General features: G+C 41.9%; 8 protein-coding genes and 2 pseudogenes. 8 read left to right on the top strand and 2 right to left on the bottom strand.

Going from position 1 to position 14,471, the window contains the following annotated elements:
- Positions 1 to 81: 81 nt before the first annotated feature.
- The 4 genes and pseudogenes from speA to ACGHEH_RS02895 all read left to right on the top strand — a co-directional run.
- Positions 82 to 1,140 (top strand): annotated as a pseudogene (gene speA, locus ACGHEH_RS02910) (biosynthetic arginine decarboxylase); the annotation flags it as partial.
- A 66-nt stretch (positions 1,141 to 1,206) separates the two neighbouring features.
- A pseudogene (locus ACGHEH_RS02905) lies at positions 1,207 to 1,508 on the top strand (arginase family protein).
- Positions 1,509 to 1,723: 215 nt separating this feature from the next.
- Positions 1,724 to 4,456, top strand: coding sequence for a CHASE domain-containing protein (locus ACGHEH_RS02900; protein ID WP_390441692.1), 2,733 nt, complete (start codon positions 1,724 to 1,726; stop codon positions 4,454 to 4,456).
- Positions 4,457 to 4,542: 86 nt separating this feature from the next.
- Positions 4,543 to 5,310: a substrate-binding periplasmic protein gene (locus ACGHEH_RS02895; protein ID WP_390441690.1), complete on the top strand. Its 768-nt coding sequence runs from the start codon at positions 4,543 to 4,545 to the stop codon at positions 5,308 to 5,310.
- Positions 5,311 to 5,769: 459 nt separating this feature from the next.
- Here ACGHEH_RS02895 and ACGHEH_RS02890 read toward each other — a convergent pair whose 3' ends face one another.
- A complete protein-coding gene (locus tag ACGHEH_RS02890) occupies positions 5,770 to 6,372 on the bottom strand; it encodes a hypothetical protein (RefSeq protein WP_390441688.1) in 603 nt (200 codons plus the stop codon).
- Between the two features lie 365 nt (positions 6,373 to 6,737).
- On the opposite strand from ACGHEH_RS02890, the gene pdhR reads away from it, so the two are divergent.
- From pdhR to lpdA, 4 genes are all read left to right on the top strand, one after another.
- Positions 6,738 to 7,496, top strand: coding sequence for a pyruvate dehydrogenase complex transcriptional repressor PdhR (gene pdhR, locus ACGHEH_RS02885; protein ID WP_138567073.1), 759 nt, complete (start codon positions 6,738 to 6,740; stop codon positions 7,494 to 7,496).
- Positions 7,497 to 7,547: 51 nt separating this feature from the next.
- Positions 7,548 to 10,214: a pyruvate dehydrogenase (acetyl-transferring), homodimeric type gene (gene aceE, locus ACGHEH_RS02880; RefSeq protein WP_390441686.1), complete on the top strand. Its 2,667-nt coding sequence runs from the start codon at positions 7,548 to 7,550 to the stop codon at positions 10,212 to 10,214.
- A 12-nt stretch (positions 10,215 to 10,226) separates the two neighbouring features.
- The gene (gene aceF / locus ACGHEH_RS02875) at positions 10,227 to 12,119 is read left to right on the top strand and encodes a pyruvate dehydrogenase complex dihydrolipoyllysine-residue acetyltransferase (protein WP_390441684.1); all 1,893 of its coding nucleotides are present in this window, start codon (positions 10,227 to 10,229) and stop codon (positions 12,117 to 12,119) included.
- Positions 12,120 to 12,298: 179 nt separating this feature from the next.
- The gene (gene lpdA, locus ACGHEH_RS02870; protein ID WP_390441682.1) at positions 12,299 to 13,726 is read left to right on the top strand and encodes a dihydrolipoyl dehydrogenase; all 1,428 of its coding nucleotides are present in this window, start codon (positions 12,299 to 12,301) and stop codon (positions 13,724 to 13,726) included.
- A gap of 68 nt (positions 13,727 to 13,794) precedes the next feature.
- Here the strand turns inward: lpdA and ACGHEH_RS02865 are convergent, their stop codons facing one another.
- Entirely contained in the window at positions 13,795 to 14,415 is a 621-nt protein-coding gene (locus ACGHEH_RS02865; RefSeq protein WP_390441680.1) for a hypothetical protein, read from the bottom strand.
- Positions 14,416 to 14,471: the final 56 nt, after the last annotated feature.

Below are 14,471 nucleotides of genomic sequence, written 5' to 3'. Positions count from 1 at the left end.
TAACAGTTGGACTTGAGGGGGCATACCGTTAAATGCGCGCAATTAAGCCAGTCCTATATATTGATTTTTTTAAGGGTAGAAATGACAGACAACTCAGCGATTGAACAAGTTCGCGCAAGTTACAACGTACCACACTGGAGCCAAGGGTACATTGATATAAACGACCAAGGTGAGTTAAGTGTGTCGCCAGATACGGCAAACCCTAACCACGCGGTGAGTTTATCTAACATTGCCGAGCAAATTCAGCACCGCGGGTTATCTTTACCAGCTTTGGTTAGATTTCCACAAATATTACACCACCGTGTGCATAGCTTATGTAATGCATTTAACCGTGCCATTGCCTCTTACGGTTATGAAGAAAAGTACCTATTTGTTTGTCCAATAAAAGTAAACCAACAACGCGAAGTGGTTGAAGAGATTTTAGCTAGTCAAGCTGAGCAAAGTGAGAAGCAGCTTGGTCTAGAAGCAGGTAGTAAAGCTGAACTTTTAGCGGTGCTAGCGATGGCGCAAAAAGTCAGCTCTGTGATTGTGTGTAATGGTAACAAAGACCGTGAGTACATTCGTCTTTCTTTGATCGGTGAAAAGCTAGGTCACAAAGTGAATATCGTACTCGAAAAGCGTTTTGAGCTAGAGATGGTGCTTGAAGAAGCCTACAAGCTTGGCGTAACACCTCGCTTAGGTATTCGTGTGCGCTTAGCATCGCAAGGTAAGGGTAAATGGCAGGCAAGTGGTGGCGAAAAATCAAAATTTGGTTTGTCGGCTTCGCAAGTGCTGAGCGTATTGTCGCAGTTAAAAGCCAAAGACATGCAAAGCACATTACAGCTCGTACATTTCCACTTAGGTTCACAAATGGCGAACATTCGTGATGTGCGTAAAGGTGTGAGTGAACCGGCACGTTTTTACTGTGAGCTGCGTCGTTTAGACGCAAACTTAACGTGCATGGATGTAGGTGGTGGCTTAGCGATTAACTATGACGGTACACGCAGTCAATCAAGTAATTCGATGAATTACTCGCTTGCTGAATACGCCAATAACATCGTGTACACAATCGGCGATGTGTGTAAGCATTATGAGCAACCTATGCTGATGATTATTTCGGATTCGGGCCGTGCGTTAACGGCGCACCATGCAGTTTTGCTCGATAAACATCGCTCAGTGCAAGTTGGGATATGAACCAATTACAGCGAAGCAGATCATGGTTTCACTGTGATTTATGGTCAGCAAGGGAACGAGTTAAGCGCCGATGCCATTGCTAAAATCATCACAAACACAGTGGGTGATTTACCTGTCTATTTAACTTTTGATATTGATGCGCTCGATCCTGTTTTTGTGTCTGTTATGGGTGCGAAAGTATGCGGTGGCTTAACCACTTATAATGTCTTAATCTAGTAGGCATGGATGTGGTTGAAGTCGCGCCAGCTTACGACAACTTAGAAGTAACTGCATTAGCAGGGGCAAGTATAGCACTTGAGTTATTGCATCTATGGACGCACAAACATAAGTTGTAATTATTAATATATATGCAAAAACAGAAGCCCGAAATCATCGGGCTTTTTTAAAGATACAATTTAATTTAATTTAATTTCATACCTTTATTTATTATTCCTCGCCTAAGACGCTAATTAGACCTACACTTTTATAAAAAATGAATGCGGTGCACCGTAGTTATATTCTTGAGCAAATCTCAGGTGGTATAGAACTTATTTGTAGGAAGCAATTTTTCATGGGTGAAAAAAAATCGGCAGCAACCCACAATCCATTCTTACTTTTTGTGTTATCACTCACTTTTGTTTGTGTTGGTTTTGGATTATCTAAAATTGCCTTCTATGTGCAAGTGATCCCGATTTGGCTGCCAGCTGGTATCGCTTTAGCTGGATGTTACCTATTTCGCCACAAGTTTATTCCGGTGGTGTTGATAGGTACTTTTTTCTATAACTTTGCGGCAACGCCTGAATACATCACAGATGAAACCCTGAACGCACAGATCTCGCAAAATATCATTATTGCGTGTGGCGCTGCGTTACAGGCATATTTGGGAAGTGTGTTGTTAATTCGTTGGAGCGATCCACTTAGAGTTAAACATCAGCTTAGCATCTTAAAGTTTGTATTGCTTGTTGGCTTATGCGTCAGTTTACTTTCGGCGACCATAGGTACACTCTCTGCTGTATTGTTTAGTCCTCTACAAGCGCCAACTTTACTATTATTTAGTTTCGTTTTTTGGTGGCTGGGTGACGCATTAGGTGTGTTATTGGCAACACCCTTTGTTTTAGGTTTTATCAGGCTTTTTAGTCATACGTCTTCAAATCATAGCGGTGATAAGACACTTATCTGGTCATTGCTCTGTCTTTTTGTGTTTGTTGTCTCAATCACCTGGTTATTCTTTGATTCCACCAAGACTGCATTCGAGCAAAAAATTGAGAAACAGTCACAAACAATTGAAAATAAAATTTATCGAGAGTTATCAGGGGCGCTGTCGCAATTGCAAATTTTGGCCGATAACATTCAAAATTCGCAGTTCATTGATAAACAAGCCTTCGCTAAACAAGCTGAAACACTCATGGCAAACAATGGCATTCTGCAAGCCGTTTCTTGGAATCCTTTAATTACGCAGAACTTAAAAGATGCGCATACTCAAATACTTCAAAATACTTATGGTATTGAGTTTAAGGTTAAAGGTGAGCCAATTCAGGCAGATGATCCAATTATCTACGTACAATACATTTACCCAGAAAAGCCCAATCAAAATGCCATAGGCTTTAACGTTTACTCTAATCCTGAACGCAAAAAAACGCTTTATGCGGTTTTACAAAATATGCAACCAAAAGCTACGCCGATAATTCAGCTTGTTCAGCATAAAGAAAAGCGTCCTGCATTTTTATTGTTTTATCCTGTGTTTGACTTAAACAGTTTAAAAGCGCAAACAGGAGAAAATAGACTCATCGGGTTTAGCACTGGGGTGTTTAAAGTGTCTGAAATCATCGATTCAGCGTTAGATAATGTCGATAAAGAACTGTTCCATATTCATGTATTGGAAGCTTTTACAAATACACTTATTTATTCAAGTGATGAAAACACAAACACAAACACAGACAAAGATACAGGCGAGTTTAAACGTTTAGAGATTGTTATGTTTGGTCAGAAGTGGTTTGTCGATCTGCATTTGAACCAAGCAGTCATTAATCTATTGCAACAGCAATCTAATTTGCCCGTATTTTTGCTGCAATTCATTATTGTGACTGCGATTGTTTTGATCATTCTGCAAATGTATAACCAACAAAATGTACTTGATAAGCGAGTTTTACAAAGAACACGTTCTTTAAATAAAGCCGTTGAACAGGCTGATAAAGCCAATCGTGCGAAAAGTCGATTTCTAGCCAATATGAGTCATGAAATACGTACCCCTATGAATGCGGTTGTTGGTTTTTCTCAACTAGCAAAAGAGTCAGAAGATTTTGAGCAGGTTAAATCTTACCTTGAAAATATAGATGTATCGTCACAGCACTTACTTAATATCGTGAATGATATTTTAGATTTTTCCAAGATTGAGTCGGGCAATTTTGAGCTTGTTGAGGATGAGTTCGATTTAAACAAAGCGCTCAATAAAGTGAATAACATTTTTAGATTATCAGCGACAAGTAAAGGACTTACTTGGCGGTTTGAAAATTATTGTCCAGTTCCTTTGTTAGTAAAAGCAGATAAAACACGTTTTGAACAAATTTTAATTAACTTGTGTGGCAATGCGATTAAATTTACAGAGCAAGGGGAAGTTGTGCTGACTTGCAACATAATTGCACAAAGTGAACAGGCTTATCAGCTGTCTATTCAAGTCATAGATACGGGCATAGGTATCGCAAATGAAAACTCTGAACAGTTATTTTCGGCATTCACGCAAAGTGATTCCTCAACCTCAAGAAAGTTTGGCGGTACAGGCCTTGGTTTAGCGATTTCTAAACAGCTCAGTAAATTAATGAAGGGGTCTATACGGGTTGCAAATAACCACCCTCAGGGATCGGTTTTTACTTTTACGCTTGAATTACCTAAAGCTGAAAAAGAGATAGACACTGAAGTGCCCTGTATTAATCGAGACTTTTCGTCACTCAAAGTCTTGGTTGCCGAGGATAACCCAGTTAATCAAATGGTCATTAAAGCCATGCTGGAGAAATTAAATATAAATGCCACGCTTGTTGAAAATGGTCAGTTAGCGTTAGAAGCCATTGAAAAAAGTTCTTTTGACGTAGTTTTGATGGACTGTCAAATGCCAGTGTTAGATGGGTATGAAGCGGTAAAACAACTTCGCTTAGTAAAGCAATTCGCAACTTTACCAGTTTTTGCTTTAACAGCCGATGCCGATACCGATAGTAGAGAAAAGGCTTTGGCGTCGGGCTTTACGCTACATGTTGCAAAGCCCCTTACCATTGAAAAGCTTAAACAATGTTTAAGTACCCTAAAATGCTAATTTTAACTTTGTCATGCTAGAAGGCTGGCAAAGCGCCTGCAGTTTAGGTTATGTTGTTTTTTCACACAATGCTGAGTCAAGGCTGTATGAAACATCTGGCATTCTATTCATTTTTATTATTTATGAGCATAAGTGCTTTTGAAGTGCGTTCTGAAAGCAAGTTGCGCTTTGTTGCTGAAGATCTCTATCCATTACATTTCATTGATAATGAAAAACATCCGCAAGGTTTTTTAGTCGACTTAGTCGAGGCGGTATTGCTCGAGTGCCAATGCAAAGGGCACATCGAAATTATGCCGCAAGCGCGTGCATTTAAAGAGTTTACATCAAACTCAAACACGCTAATGATATCTTTATTAAAAACACCAAAACGTGCCAATGAGTTTAACTTTTTGGGGAGTGTGTATTTTGCAGATGCATATCTAATAGGGCTTAAGCACAGAGCACTTAAACTAATAGATTTGAAAACAGCCCAAGGGCTAAGAGTGAGCACAGTTAGAGGCTACCACAGTCATTATTATTTAGAGAGAGCAGGGTTTTCGACTGAGCATGATCTAGTGCTTGCGCCAGATCCTGCAAGTTTGCTTAAAATGTTGTACAGAGGTCGTACTGATCTGGTGCTAACGAATACCTTGTCACTTGATAAAGAGTTAAGGAACCTAGGATTAGACCCAAGTCAGATAGAAAAGAAGCTGAGCTTGCCAGATTTTCCAAATGAATTGCATTTTGTTGCAAATAAGCAGCTTAACCCAAGTTTAGCTCAGAGTTTAAGTCAATCATTGCAGAGAGTTAAACTCAGCGGGGAATATGCAAAGCTGTTAAAAAAATGGCAATTGGGCCAAACAAATACGCTTTAATCTTTCAAAAAATATGAATTGATAATTGCCAGCAATGACAGGCTGCTGAACATCAGGATAAGTTGGAGTGCCCCTAGCTGATCTGCTAACAAGCCAGCACTTCCCAATATCAACAGTACAATTCCGGTAAATGTATTGCCCACTGCAACATAGTCAGTTCTTTTATTGCCACCAGGGCCGGACTTAACGTCATTACACGTTTACTCGATAAATCACTTAAGCGCCCCCAGGTTGGTGCTTAGACTAAACTTGCAGTACCAGATACCAGCATAAATATCGCCAGAACTGCAAAATCAAATGCTTGCTCTGAGGCAAGTACTATATAAAACGGGGCGCTCAAGGCTGAGCAAATCAGCAAAGTACGGGTCAGTAAAAACAGTGCAAAGTTACTGTCTCATAAATCATTCTAAACTTGCTTAATGCTGCTAATAACCACATAACAGTAGCTAAGCCTAATGCCTATAAGATAGTTTGATCTTGTCGACTGTCTGAAAATATAAAAAACAACCCAAACAACACTGTTGCCAAGCCAGATAAACTAGCGGTTAAGCCACTTAAATTGCCTCTTTGCGTTTTAGGTATGGTTTTACCCAGTAAGTCTTTGGCGGCAATAGAATTAAAACCTCTGGTCAAAGAGAAGATAATGAGCGTGCCAATAATTGCAATACCCGCTTCATAACCACTTAAAGTAAAGCTTATCGCAATCAATGCCAGCATGCATAAGGCTTGAGTCAGGGAACCAAATACCCATACCCACTTTCGTAGCGGTAGCTTTCTGATGAAACTTGCAATAGCAAACTGTGGTAACAGTGAGCCAGATTCTCTTATCGGCACCAGCCACGAAATAAAAACAGCGGGCACTTGCAAGCTTTGTAGTAGCCAAGGCAAAGTCACTTTTGGATTGAGCAATGCATCTGCAAATTGGCTAAACAGCTGGCTGAATAGCGTCAACATGAAGTTATGAGAGACGACTTTACAGGCAGAATCATCAAGTGGCTTACAGGCCCTGGCATCTTGTTCATTACTGAGTAGCTTAAAGAGGTTGTCTTTATAGTTTTTCATTTATATCCCTCAATCCTATTGCTTGCGTTTTAACTAAGTCTATTTACTACCAAATAATCACAATATGTCAGTTAAGTAAAAATGATCGCTTTAAATTTTGGAGCACCAAGCTGGTGGCATAATAAAAAACACACCAATGGTCAGACCACTTTAATTTGTACTGTGGTTTTTCCTAAATTTGTATAAAGTTTAGACTTTGGTTGTAGAAAAGCTGTGGTTAAACCGTGCAGAATTTTGACAGTATCACGGGTTTTTGATAGTGTAATGCGCAAATTTGGTATTACCAATTTACCTTTTGGTTAAGATTACCTAGCAATGTGATGTTAGATGGTCTTTTCAACATCCTTAAATTCGGCGTTTGATCAATGTCTTTAAAGATAAAAGCAGCAAAATTATCCGATGTTATTTTAGAGCAACTTGAGAATATGATCCTCGAGGGCTCTTTAATGCCAGGTGAAAAGTTGCCTCCAGAAAGGGAGCTTGCGAAGCAGTTTGAGGTTTCAAGACCTTCTCTTCGAGAAGCAATTCAGAAGCTTGAGGCAAAAGGACTCGTGACACGTCGTCAAGGCGGCGGAACGTATGTAAAAAATCAATTAGAACAGGGGCTCACTGACCCGCTGTTTGACTTGATCAGTAAGCATCCAGAATCGCAATTCGATTTGCTGGAGTTTCGTCATGCACTAGAAGGGATCGCGGCATATTATGCAGCGCTTCGCGGAACTGACACTGACTTTGAGAAAGTTCAGCAAAGTTTCGACAATATCGCCGATGTGCACGGAGACCTAGAGCAAAAAGCACAAGCAATTAATGCATTTCATTTTGCAGTGGCTGAGGCGTCGCATAACGTGGTGTTACTACACCTCGTTAAAGGCATGCAGTCTTTGCTGGAGCAAAATGTATTACAAAACTTACAAGTTTTGGTGCAAAAGAACGACGTCAGTGAACAGCTTGCTGAGCACCGTAAATTGTTGATGGATGCTGTTATAGAAGGTAATCCAGAGCAAGCGCGATTAGCCAGTAACGCGCACTTAGCGTTTATTGAAGAAGCATTACTTGAAGCGGACAAAGAACGTTCGCGGATCGCACGTAGTTTAAGACGTACCAGTAACAATCGAGTTCGTTAAGATTAACCAGAAGTAATTAAATTCGTATTTTAAACATAAGGAACACTCCATATGTCTGAAGTCAATAAAATTGACGTAGACGCGTTAGAAACCCAAGAGTGGTTACAAGCGCTTGAGTCTGTAGTAAAAGAAGAGGGCGTTGAACGCGCTCAGTTTCTATTAGAGCAAGTATTAGAACAAGCTCGTCTTGATGGCGTTGATATGCCAACAGGTATTACTACAAACTATGTAAATACTATTCCAGCAGATCAAGAGCCTGCATACCCAGGTGACACAACGATTGAGCGTCGTATTCGTTCAATCATTCGTTGGAATGCGATCATGATCGTTTTACGTGCGTCTAAGAAAGACTTAGAGCTAGGCGGCCACATGGCGTCTTACCAGTCTTCGGCTGCATTCTATGAGATGTGTTTCAACCACTTCTTCCGTGCACCAAACGAAAAAGACGGTGGTGATTTAGTTTATTACCAAGGTCACATTTCACCAGGTATCTACGCACGTGCTTTCTTAGAAGGTCGTTTAACTGAAGAGCAACTTGATAACTTCCGTCAAGAAGTCGACGGCAAAGGTATCTCTTCATACCCACACCCTAAGTTGATGCCTGAATTCTGGCAGTTCCCAACTGTATCTATGGGTTTAGGTCCAATTGCATCAATCTACCAAGCTCGTTTTCTTAAATACCTAGAAGGTCGTGGTCTAAAAGAGACGAACGAGCAGCGCGTATATGCGTTCTTAGGTGACGGTGAGATGGATGAGCCAGAATCACGAGGTGCAATTTCTTTCGCTGCGCGTGAGAAGCTAGATAACCTATGTTACCTAATTAACTGTAACCTTCAGCGCCTAGACGGCCCAGTAATGGGTAACGGTAAGATCATTCAAGAGCTTGAAGGTCTATTTAAAGGTGCAGGCTGGAACGTAATTAAAGTTGTATGGGGTGCTGGTTGGGATGCGCTTCTTGCAAAAGACACAACGGGTAAGCTATTACAGCTTATGAACGAGACAATCGACGGTGACTACCAAACATATAAAGCGAAAGATGGCGCATATGTTCGTGAGCACTTCTTCGGTCGTTACCCAGAAACTGCAGCACTTGTTGCTGATATGACTGATGACGAGATCTTCGCGCTTAAGCGTGGTGGCCACGATACATCTAAGCTTTTCGCAGCTTACAAAGCAGCGCAAGAGACAAAAGGTCGTCCAACAGTAATCCTAGCAAAAACGGTTAAAGGTTACGGTATGGGTGAAGCAGCTGAAGGTAAAAACATTGCACACCAAGTTAAAAAAATGGACATGACGCATGTTGAACACCTTCGTTCACGTCTTGGTCTTGAAGACTTGGTATCTGATGAGCAAATCAAAGATTTACCATACCTGAAGCTTGAAGAAGGTTCAGCTGAATATGAGTACCTTCACTCACGTCGTAAAGCGCTTCACGGTTATACACCGCAGCGTTTGCCTAACTTCACACAAGCACTTGAGCTACCAACTTTAGAGCAGTTCAAGCCACTACTTGAAGCACAAAAGCGTGATATCTCTACAACTATGGGTTATGTACGTGCACTAAATATCTTATTAAAGGATAAAGGCGTAGGTAAAAACATCGTTCCTATTATTGCGGATGAAGCACGTACCTTTGGTATGGAAGGTCTATTCCGTCAGATCGGTATTTATAACCCGCATGGCCAGAACTACACACCTCAAGACCGTGACATCGTTTCTTACTATAAAGAAGCAACATCAGGTCAGGTACTTCAAGAAGGTATCAATGAGCTAGGTGCAATGTCTTCATGGGTTGCGGCTGCAACATCATACTCGACAAATGACCTGCCGATGATCCCATTCTACATCTACTACTCTATGTTCGGTTTCCAACGTGTTGGCGACATGGCGTGGATGGCGGGTGACCAACAAGCACGTGGTTTCTTATTAGGTGCAACGGCTGGTCGTACAACCCTTAACGGTGAAGGTCTACAGCACGAAGACGGTCACTCGCACATTCAAGCGGGTACTATTCCTAACTGTATTTCTTACGACCCAACATTCGTATTTGAAGTAGCTGTAATCCTACAAGACGGTATTCGTCGCATGTACGGTCCTGAACAAGAAAACGTGTTCTACTACTTAACGCTAATGAATGAAAACTACGCACAACCTGCAATGCCAGAAGGTGCGGAAGAAGGCATTCGTAAGGGTATCTATAAGCTTGAAGACAATGCAGGCGACAAAGCACACGTTCAACTAATGGGCTCAGGTACTATCTTAAACGAAGTACGTAAAGCAGGTCAGATCTTAAGCGAAGAGTACGGCATCGGTTCAGATGTATTCTCTGTAACGTCATTCAATGAGCTTGCACGTGACGGTCAAGATGTTGAGCGTTTCAACATGCTTAACCCAGCAGCAGATCAAAAAGTACCTTATATCACATCTGTATTAGGTGAGTCTCCAGCAATTGCTGCAACTGACTATATGAAGAACTATGCAGAGCAAGTACGTGCTTATATGCCTAGCGCTTCTTTCAAAGTACTTGGTACTGACGGTTACGGTCGTTCAGACAGCCGTGAAAACTTACGTCGTCACTTCGAAGTAAATGCAGGTTACGTAGTAGTCGCTGCACTTACAGAGCTTGTTAAGCAAGGTAAAGTTGACGCATCAGTTGTTGCTGACGCTATCAAGAAATTTGATATCGACACAACGAAAACTAACCCACTATACGCATAAGAGGCAGATAGAATGGCAATCGAAATTCATGTTCCAGACATTGGTGCGGATGAGGTTGAAGTAACTGAGATCCTAGTTAACGTAGGTGACACAGTTGAAGTTGATCAATCTCTTATCACTGTTGAAGGTGATAAAGCTTCAATGGAAGTGCCAGCTGCGCAAGCGGGTACAGTGAAAGAAATTAAAGTAGCTGAAGGCGACACTGTTGCAACTGGCTCTTTAATTATGATTTTTGATGCTGCGGGTGATGCACCTGCAGCAGCCGAGCCTGAAGCACCAGCAGCCCCGGCGGCTGCACCTGCTCCAGCAGCGGCATCTGAATTAAAAGAAGTTCACGTACCAGACATCGGTGGTGACGAGGTTGAAGTAACTGAGATCATGGTTGCTGTAGGCGACGTGGTTGAAGCTGACCAATCAATCTTAAACGTAGAAGGCGACAAGGCTTCTATGGAAGTACCAGCACCATTTGGCGGTACAGTTAAAGAAATCAAAGTTGAAGTTGGCGGCAAAGTATCAACGGGCTCGCTAGTATTCGTATTTGAAACTGGTGCATCTGCGCCGGCAGCTGTTCAAGCGGCTCCTGCGGCAGCGCCTGTTCCAGCAGCGGCGGCAGAACTGATCGAGGTTCACGTACCAGACATCGGCGGTGACGAAGTTGAAGTAACTGAAGTAATGGTTGCGGTAGGCGATGTGGTTGAAGCTGACCAATCAATCTTAAACGTAGAAGGTGATAAGGCTTCTATGGAAGTACCAGCACCGTTTGCTGGGACTGTTAAAGAAGTGAAGGTTGAAGTTGGCGGTAAAGTGTCGACTGGTTCATTGGTATTTGTATTTGAAACGCAAGGCTCTGCACCAGCTCCTATAGCTGCGCCTGCACCTGCAAAAGCGGCTCCGGCAGCACCAGCGGCAAAACCAGCGCCAGCAGCGGCACCTGCAGCTTCAGCACAAAAAGATGAATTTGTAGCGAACGACCAATACGCACATGCATCACCTGTAGTTCGTCGTTTAGCGCGTGAGTTTGGTGTAAACCTAGCGCGCGTTAAAGGCACAGGTCGCAAGAACCGTGTACTTAAAGAAGACGTACAAAACTACGTGAAAGAGTTAGTGAAGCAAGTTGAATCAGGTCAGCTATCTAAAGGTGGCAATACTGGCGGTGGCGAGCTAAACCTAATTCCTTGGCCAAAAGTAGACTTCAGCAAGTTTGGTGAAGTTGAAGAGAAGAAGCTTTCTCGTATTCAAAAGCTTTCTGGTGCAAACCTTCACCGTAACTGGGTACAGATCCCTCATGTTACGCAATTTGATGAAGCGGACATCACCACGCTAGAAGCATTCCGTAAAGAGCAGAATGTACTGGCTGAGAAGAAGAAAATGGGCGTGAAGATCACTCCACTAGTATTCGTAATGAAAGCCGCGGCTAAAGCACTAGAAGAGTTCCCAACGTTTAACTCATCACTGTCTGAAGATGGCGAAAGCTTAATTCTCAAGAAGTATGTAAACATTGGTATCGCAGTAGATACACCAAATGGTCTAGTTGTTCCTGTTGTTCGTGATGTGAACAAAAAAGGCATCATTGAGTTATCTCGCGAGTTGATGGAAATTTCTAAGAAAGCACGTGAAGGTAAACTAACTGCATCTGATATGCAGGGCGGTTGTTTCACGATTTCTAGCCTAGGCGGCATCGGTGGTACTGCGTTTACACCAATCGTAAATGCACCAGAAGTTGCCATCTTAGGTGTGTCTAAGTCTGACATGAAGCCGAAGTGGAATGGTAAAGAGTTTGAGCCGCGCCTAATGGTGCCGCTAAGCTGTTCATACGACCACCGTGTAATTGACGGTGCGTTAGCAGCACGCTTTACTGCAACACTTGCAGCTTACCTAAGCGACATTCGTCAGCTGGTAATGTAAAACTCAAAAATCCCACTGATTTTCAGTGGGATTTTGTTTGTATCCTCTGATACAATCGACGCACACTTTTTTAGTCTGCCCCTTGTTCCTCCTGACAAATGGATGACATGGCAGTGAGTATAACGAGTAGGGCAACGCCAATTTGGCATAACCCGTTCGCAAAATATTAAGGTTAAAACATGAGCAACGAGATCAAAACTCAAGTTGTTGTACTAGGCGGTGGTCCTGGTGGTTACTCTGCAGCTTTCCGTGCTGCTGATTTAGGTTTAGACGTTACACTTATCGAATCACGTAACACTCTAGGTGGTGTTTGCTTGAACGTAGGTTGTATCCCTTCAAAAGCATTACTTCACGTTGCTAAAGTAATCGACGACGCGAGCGAAATGGCATCTCACGGTGTTACTTTCGGTGCTCCACAAATCGACCTAGACAAAATCCGTTCTTGGAAAGATTCTGTAATCGGTCAATTAACTGGTGGCTTAGACGGCATGGCGAAGATGCGTAAAGTTAACGTTGTTAACGGTTACGGCAAATTCACAGGTGCTAACACTATCGCTGTTGAAGGCGAAAACGGTACTACAACTGTTACTTTCGACAATGCAATCATTGCTGCGGGTTCTCAGCCTGTAAACCTACCTTTCATCCCAGAAGATGAGCGTGTAATCGATTCAACTGGTGCACTTGAGCTTAAAGACGTACCAGAGAAACTACTTGTATTAGGTGGTGGTATCATCGGTCTTGAGATGGGTACTGTTTACCGTGCACTAGGTTCACAAATCGACGTTGTTGAATTTGCTGATCAACTAGTACCAGCAGCGGATAAAGACATCATCAAGATTTACCAAAAGTATGTTAAGAACAAGTTCAACGTAATGCTTTCTACGAAAGTAGTGGCTGTTGAAGCGAAAGAAGACGGTCTATACGTATCATTCGAAGGCAAGAACGCTCCAGCTGAGCCAGTACGTTACGACAAAGTACTTGTTGCTGTAGGCCGTACACCTAACGGTAAACTACTTGACGCTGAAAAAGCGGGCGTAGCTGTTGACGAGCGCGGCTTCATCAACACTGATAAGCAAATGAAGACAAACGTAAACCACATCTTTGCGATTGGCGACATCGTTGGTCAACCAATGCTTGCGCACAAAGCGGTTCATGAAGCACACGTTGCTGCAGAAGTGATCTCTGGTCAGAAGCATTACTTCGATCCTAAGTGTATTCCTTCAATTGCATACACAGATCCAGAAATCGCTTGGGTTGGTGTAACTGAGAAAGAAGCAAAAGAGCAAGGTCTTAACATTGAAACTGCGGTATTCCCGTGGGCTGCATCTGGCCGTGCAATCGCTTCAGCACGTACTGAAGGTTCAACTAAGCTTATCTTCGATAAAGACTCAGGTCGCATTATTGGTGGTGCAATGGTTGGTATCAATGCAGGTGAAATGCTTGGTGAGATCGGCCTAGCGGTAGAAATGGGTGCAGACGGTGAAGACCTAGCGCTTACTATCCACGCTCACCCAACGCTGAACGAGTCAATCGGTCTAGCTGCTGAAATCTTTGAAGGTTCAATCACTGACCTACCAAACAAAAAAGCAGTGAAAAAGAAGAAGTAATTCTTTGATTTTAAGCTTTAAAAAAACCCGCTTCGGCGGGTTTTTTGTTTTTCAATCATCAATGATTATTAGAACTGGTAGTGCCAAAATACACCAAATTGATTTGCATCTACTGTTCCTTTGTAGCTTCCATAACTGCCATAACCTAAATAGACTTTTTCATTGTAGTCGTAACTATTAGACACATATCTTACTTCAATCATGCTATTGTATGATTCAAGTTCATAACCAATTGAAACCACTGAGCCTAAGGCGCTATCAAATTCTAACTTTGAAGACTCAACTTCAAGTTCCGGGCTTAGGTGATATGTTAAACCTAAGCCAATTTTAAATTTTTCATTAAGTTGGTAATAAGGTATCGCGTCTAAAACAAATCGCGAGATTTTGGCATCTAAATTTTCTGCATTATCTGAATCTGAAAAATAACTTAAGTTGGTAGCTAGAGACCACTTTTCACTAATCGAATAATTAAGGCCAAGTCCAAAACTAAAACCTTTGCCTGTTTTAATTGATTGATCCGAATTATCTTTATAGTTTATTTCTACCAGTTTTTCACCGCCAACAGAGTAACCCATAAACGCTGAAAAGCTTATATCAGAGCCGTCTTCCTGAACTAAATTAGCATCATTCGCTAAAGCATTGCCGCTGATTAATGCTGATAAGGCAAGACCCGATATCAATTTTATCATTATTTTATTCCATTTATTAAAATCGGGCGTATTCTATTTTATTAAAACTCTTAAAA

It is taken from the genome of Pseudoalteromonas sp. MTN2-4, from assembly GCF_042848605.1.
Lineage (GTDB): Bacteria > Pseudomonadota > Gammaproteobacteria > Enterobacterales > Alteromonadaceae > Pseudoalteromonas.
This window is presented reverse-complemented; position numbering and strand designations above follow the sequence as displayed.

Excerpts from the sequence above, each read along its gene's own strand:
- ACGHEH_RS02890 (WP_390441688.1), bottom strand. The coding sequence starts at position 6,372 with ATGAAAAACTATAAAGACAACCTCTTTAAGCTACTCAGTAATGAACAA.
- aceF (WP_390441684.1), top strand. The coding sequence starts at position 10,227 with ATGGCAATCGAAATTCATGTTCCAGACATTGGTGCGGATGAGGTTGAA.
- ACGHEH_RS02895 (WP_390441690.1), top strand. The coding sequence starts at position 4,543 with ATGAAACATCTGGCATTCTATTCATTTTTATTATTTATGAGCATAAGT.
- pdhR (WP_138567073.1), top strand. The coding sequence starts at position 6,738 with ATGTCTTTAAAGATAAAAGCAGCAAAATTATCCGATGTTATTTTAGAG.
- lpdA (WP_390441682.1), top strand. The coding sequence starts at position 12,299 with ATGAGCAACGAGATCAAAACTCAAGTTGTTGTACTAGGCGGTGGTCCT.
- aceE (WP_390441686.1), top strand. The coding sequence starts at position 7,548 with ATGTCTGAAGTCAATAAAATTGACGTAGACGCGTTAGAAACCCAAGAG.
- ACGHEH_RS02900 (WP_390441692.1), top strand. The coding sequence starts at position 1,724 with ATGGGTGAAAAAAAATCGGCAGCAACCCACAATCCATTCTTACTTTTT.
- ACGHEH_RS02865 (WP_390441680.1), bottom strand. The coding sequence starts at position 14,415 with ATGATAAAATTGATATCGGGTCTTGCCTTATCAGCATTAATCAGCGGC.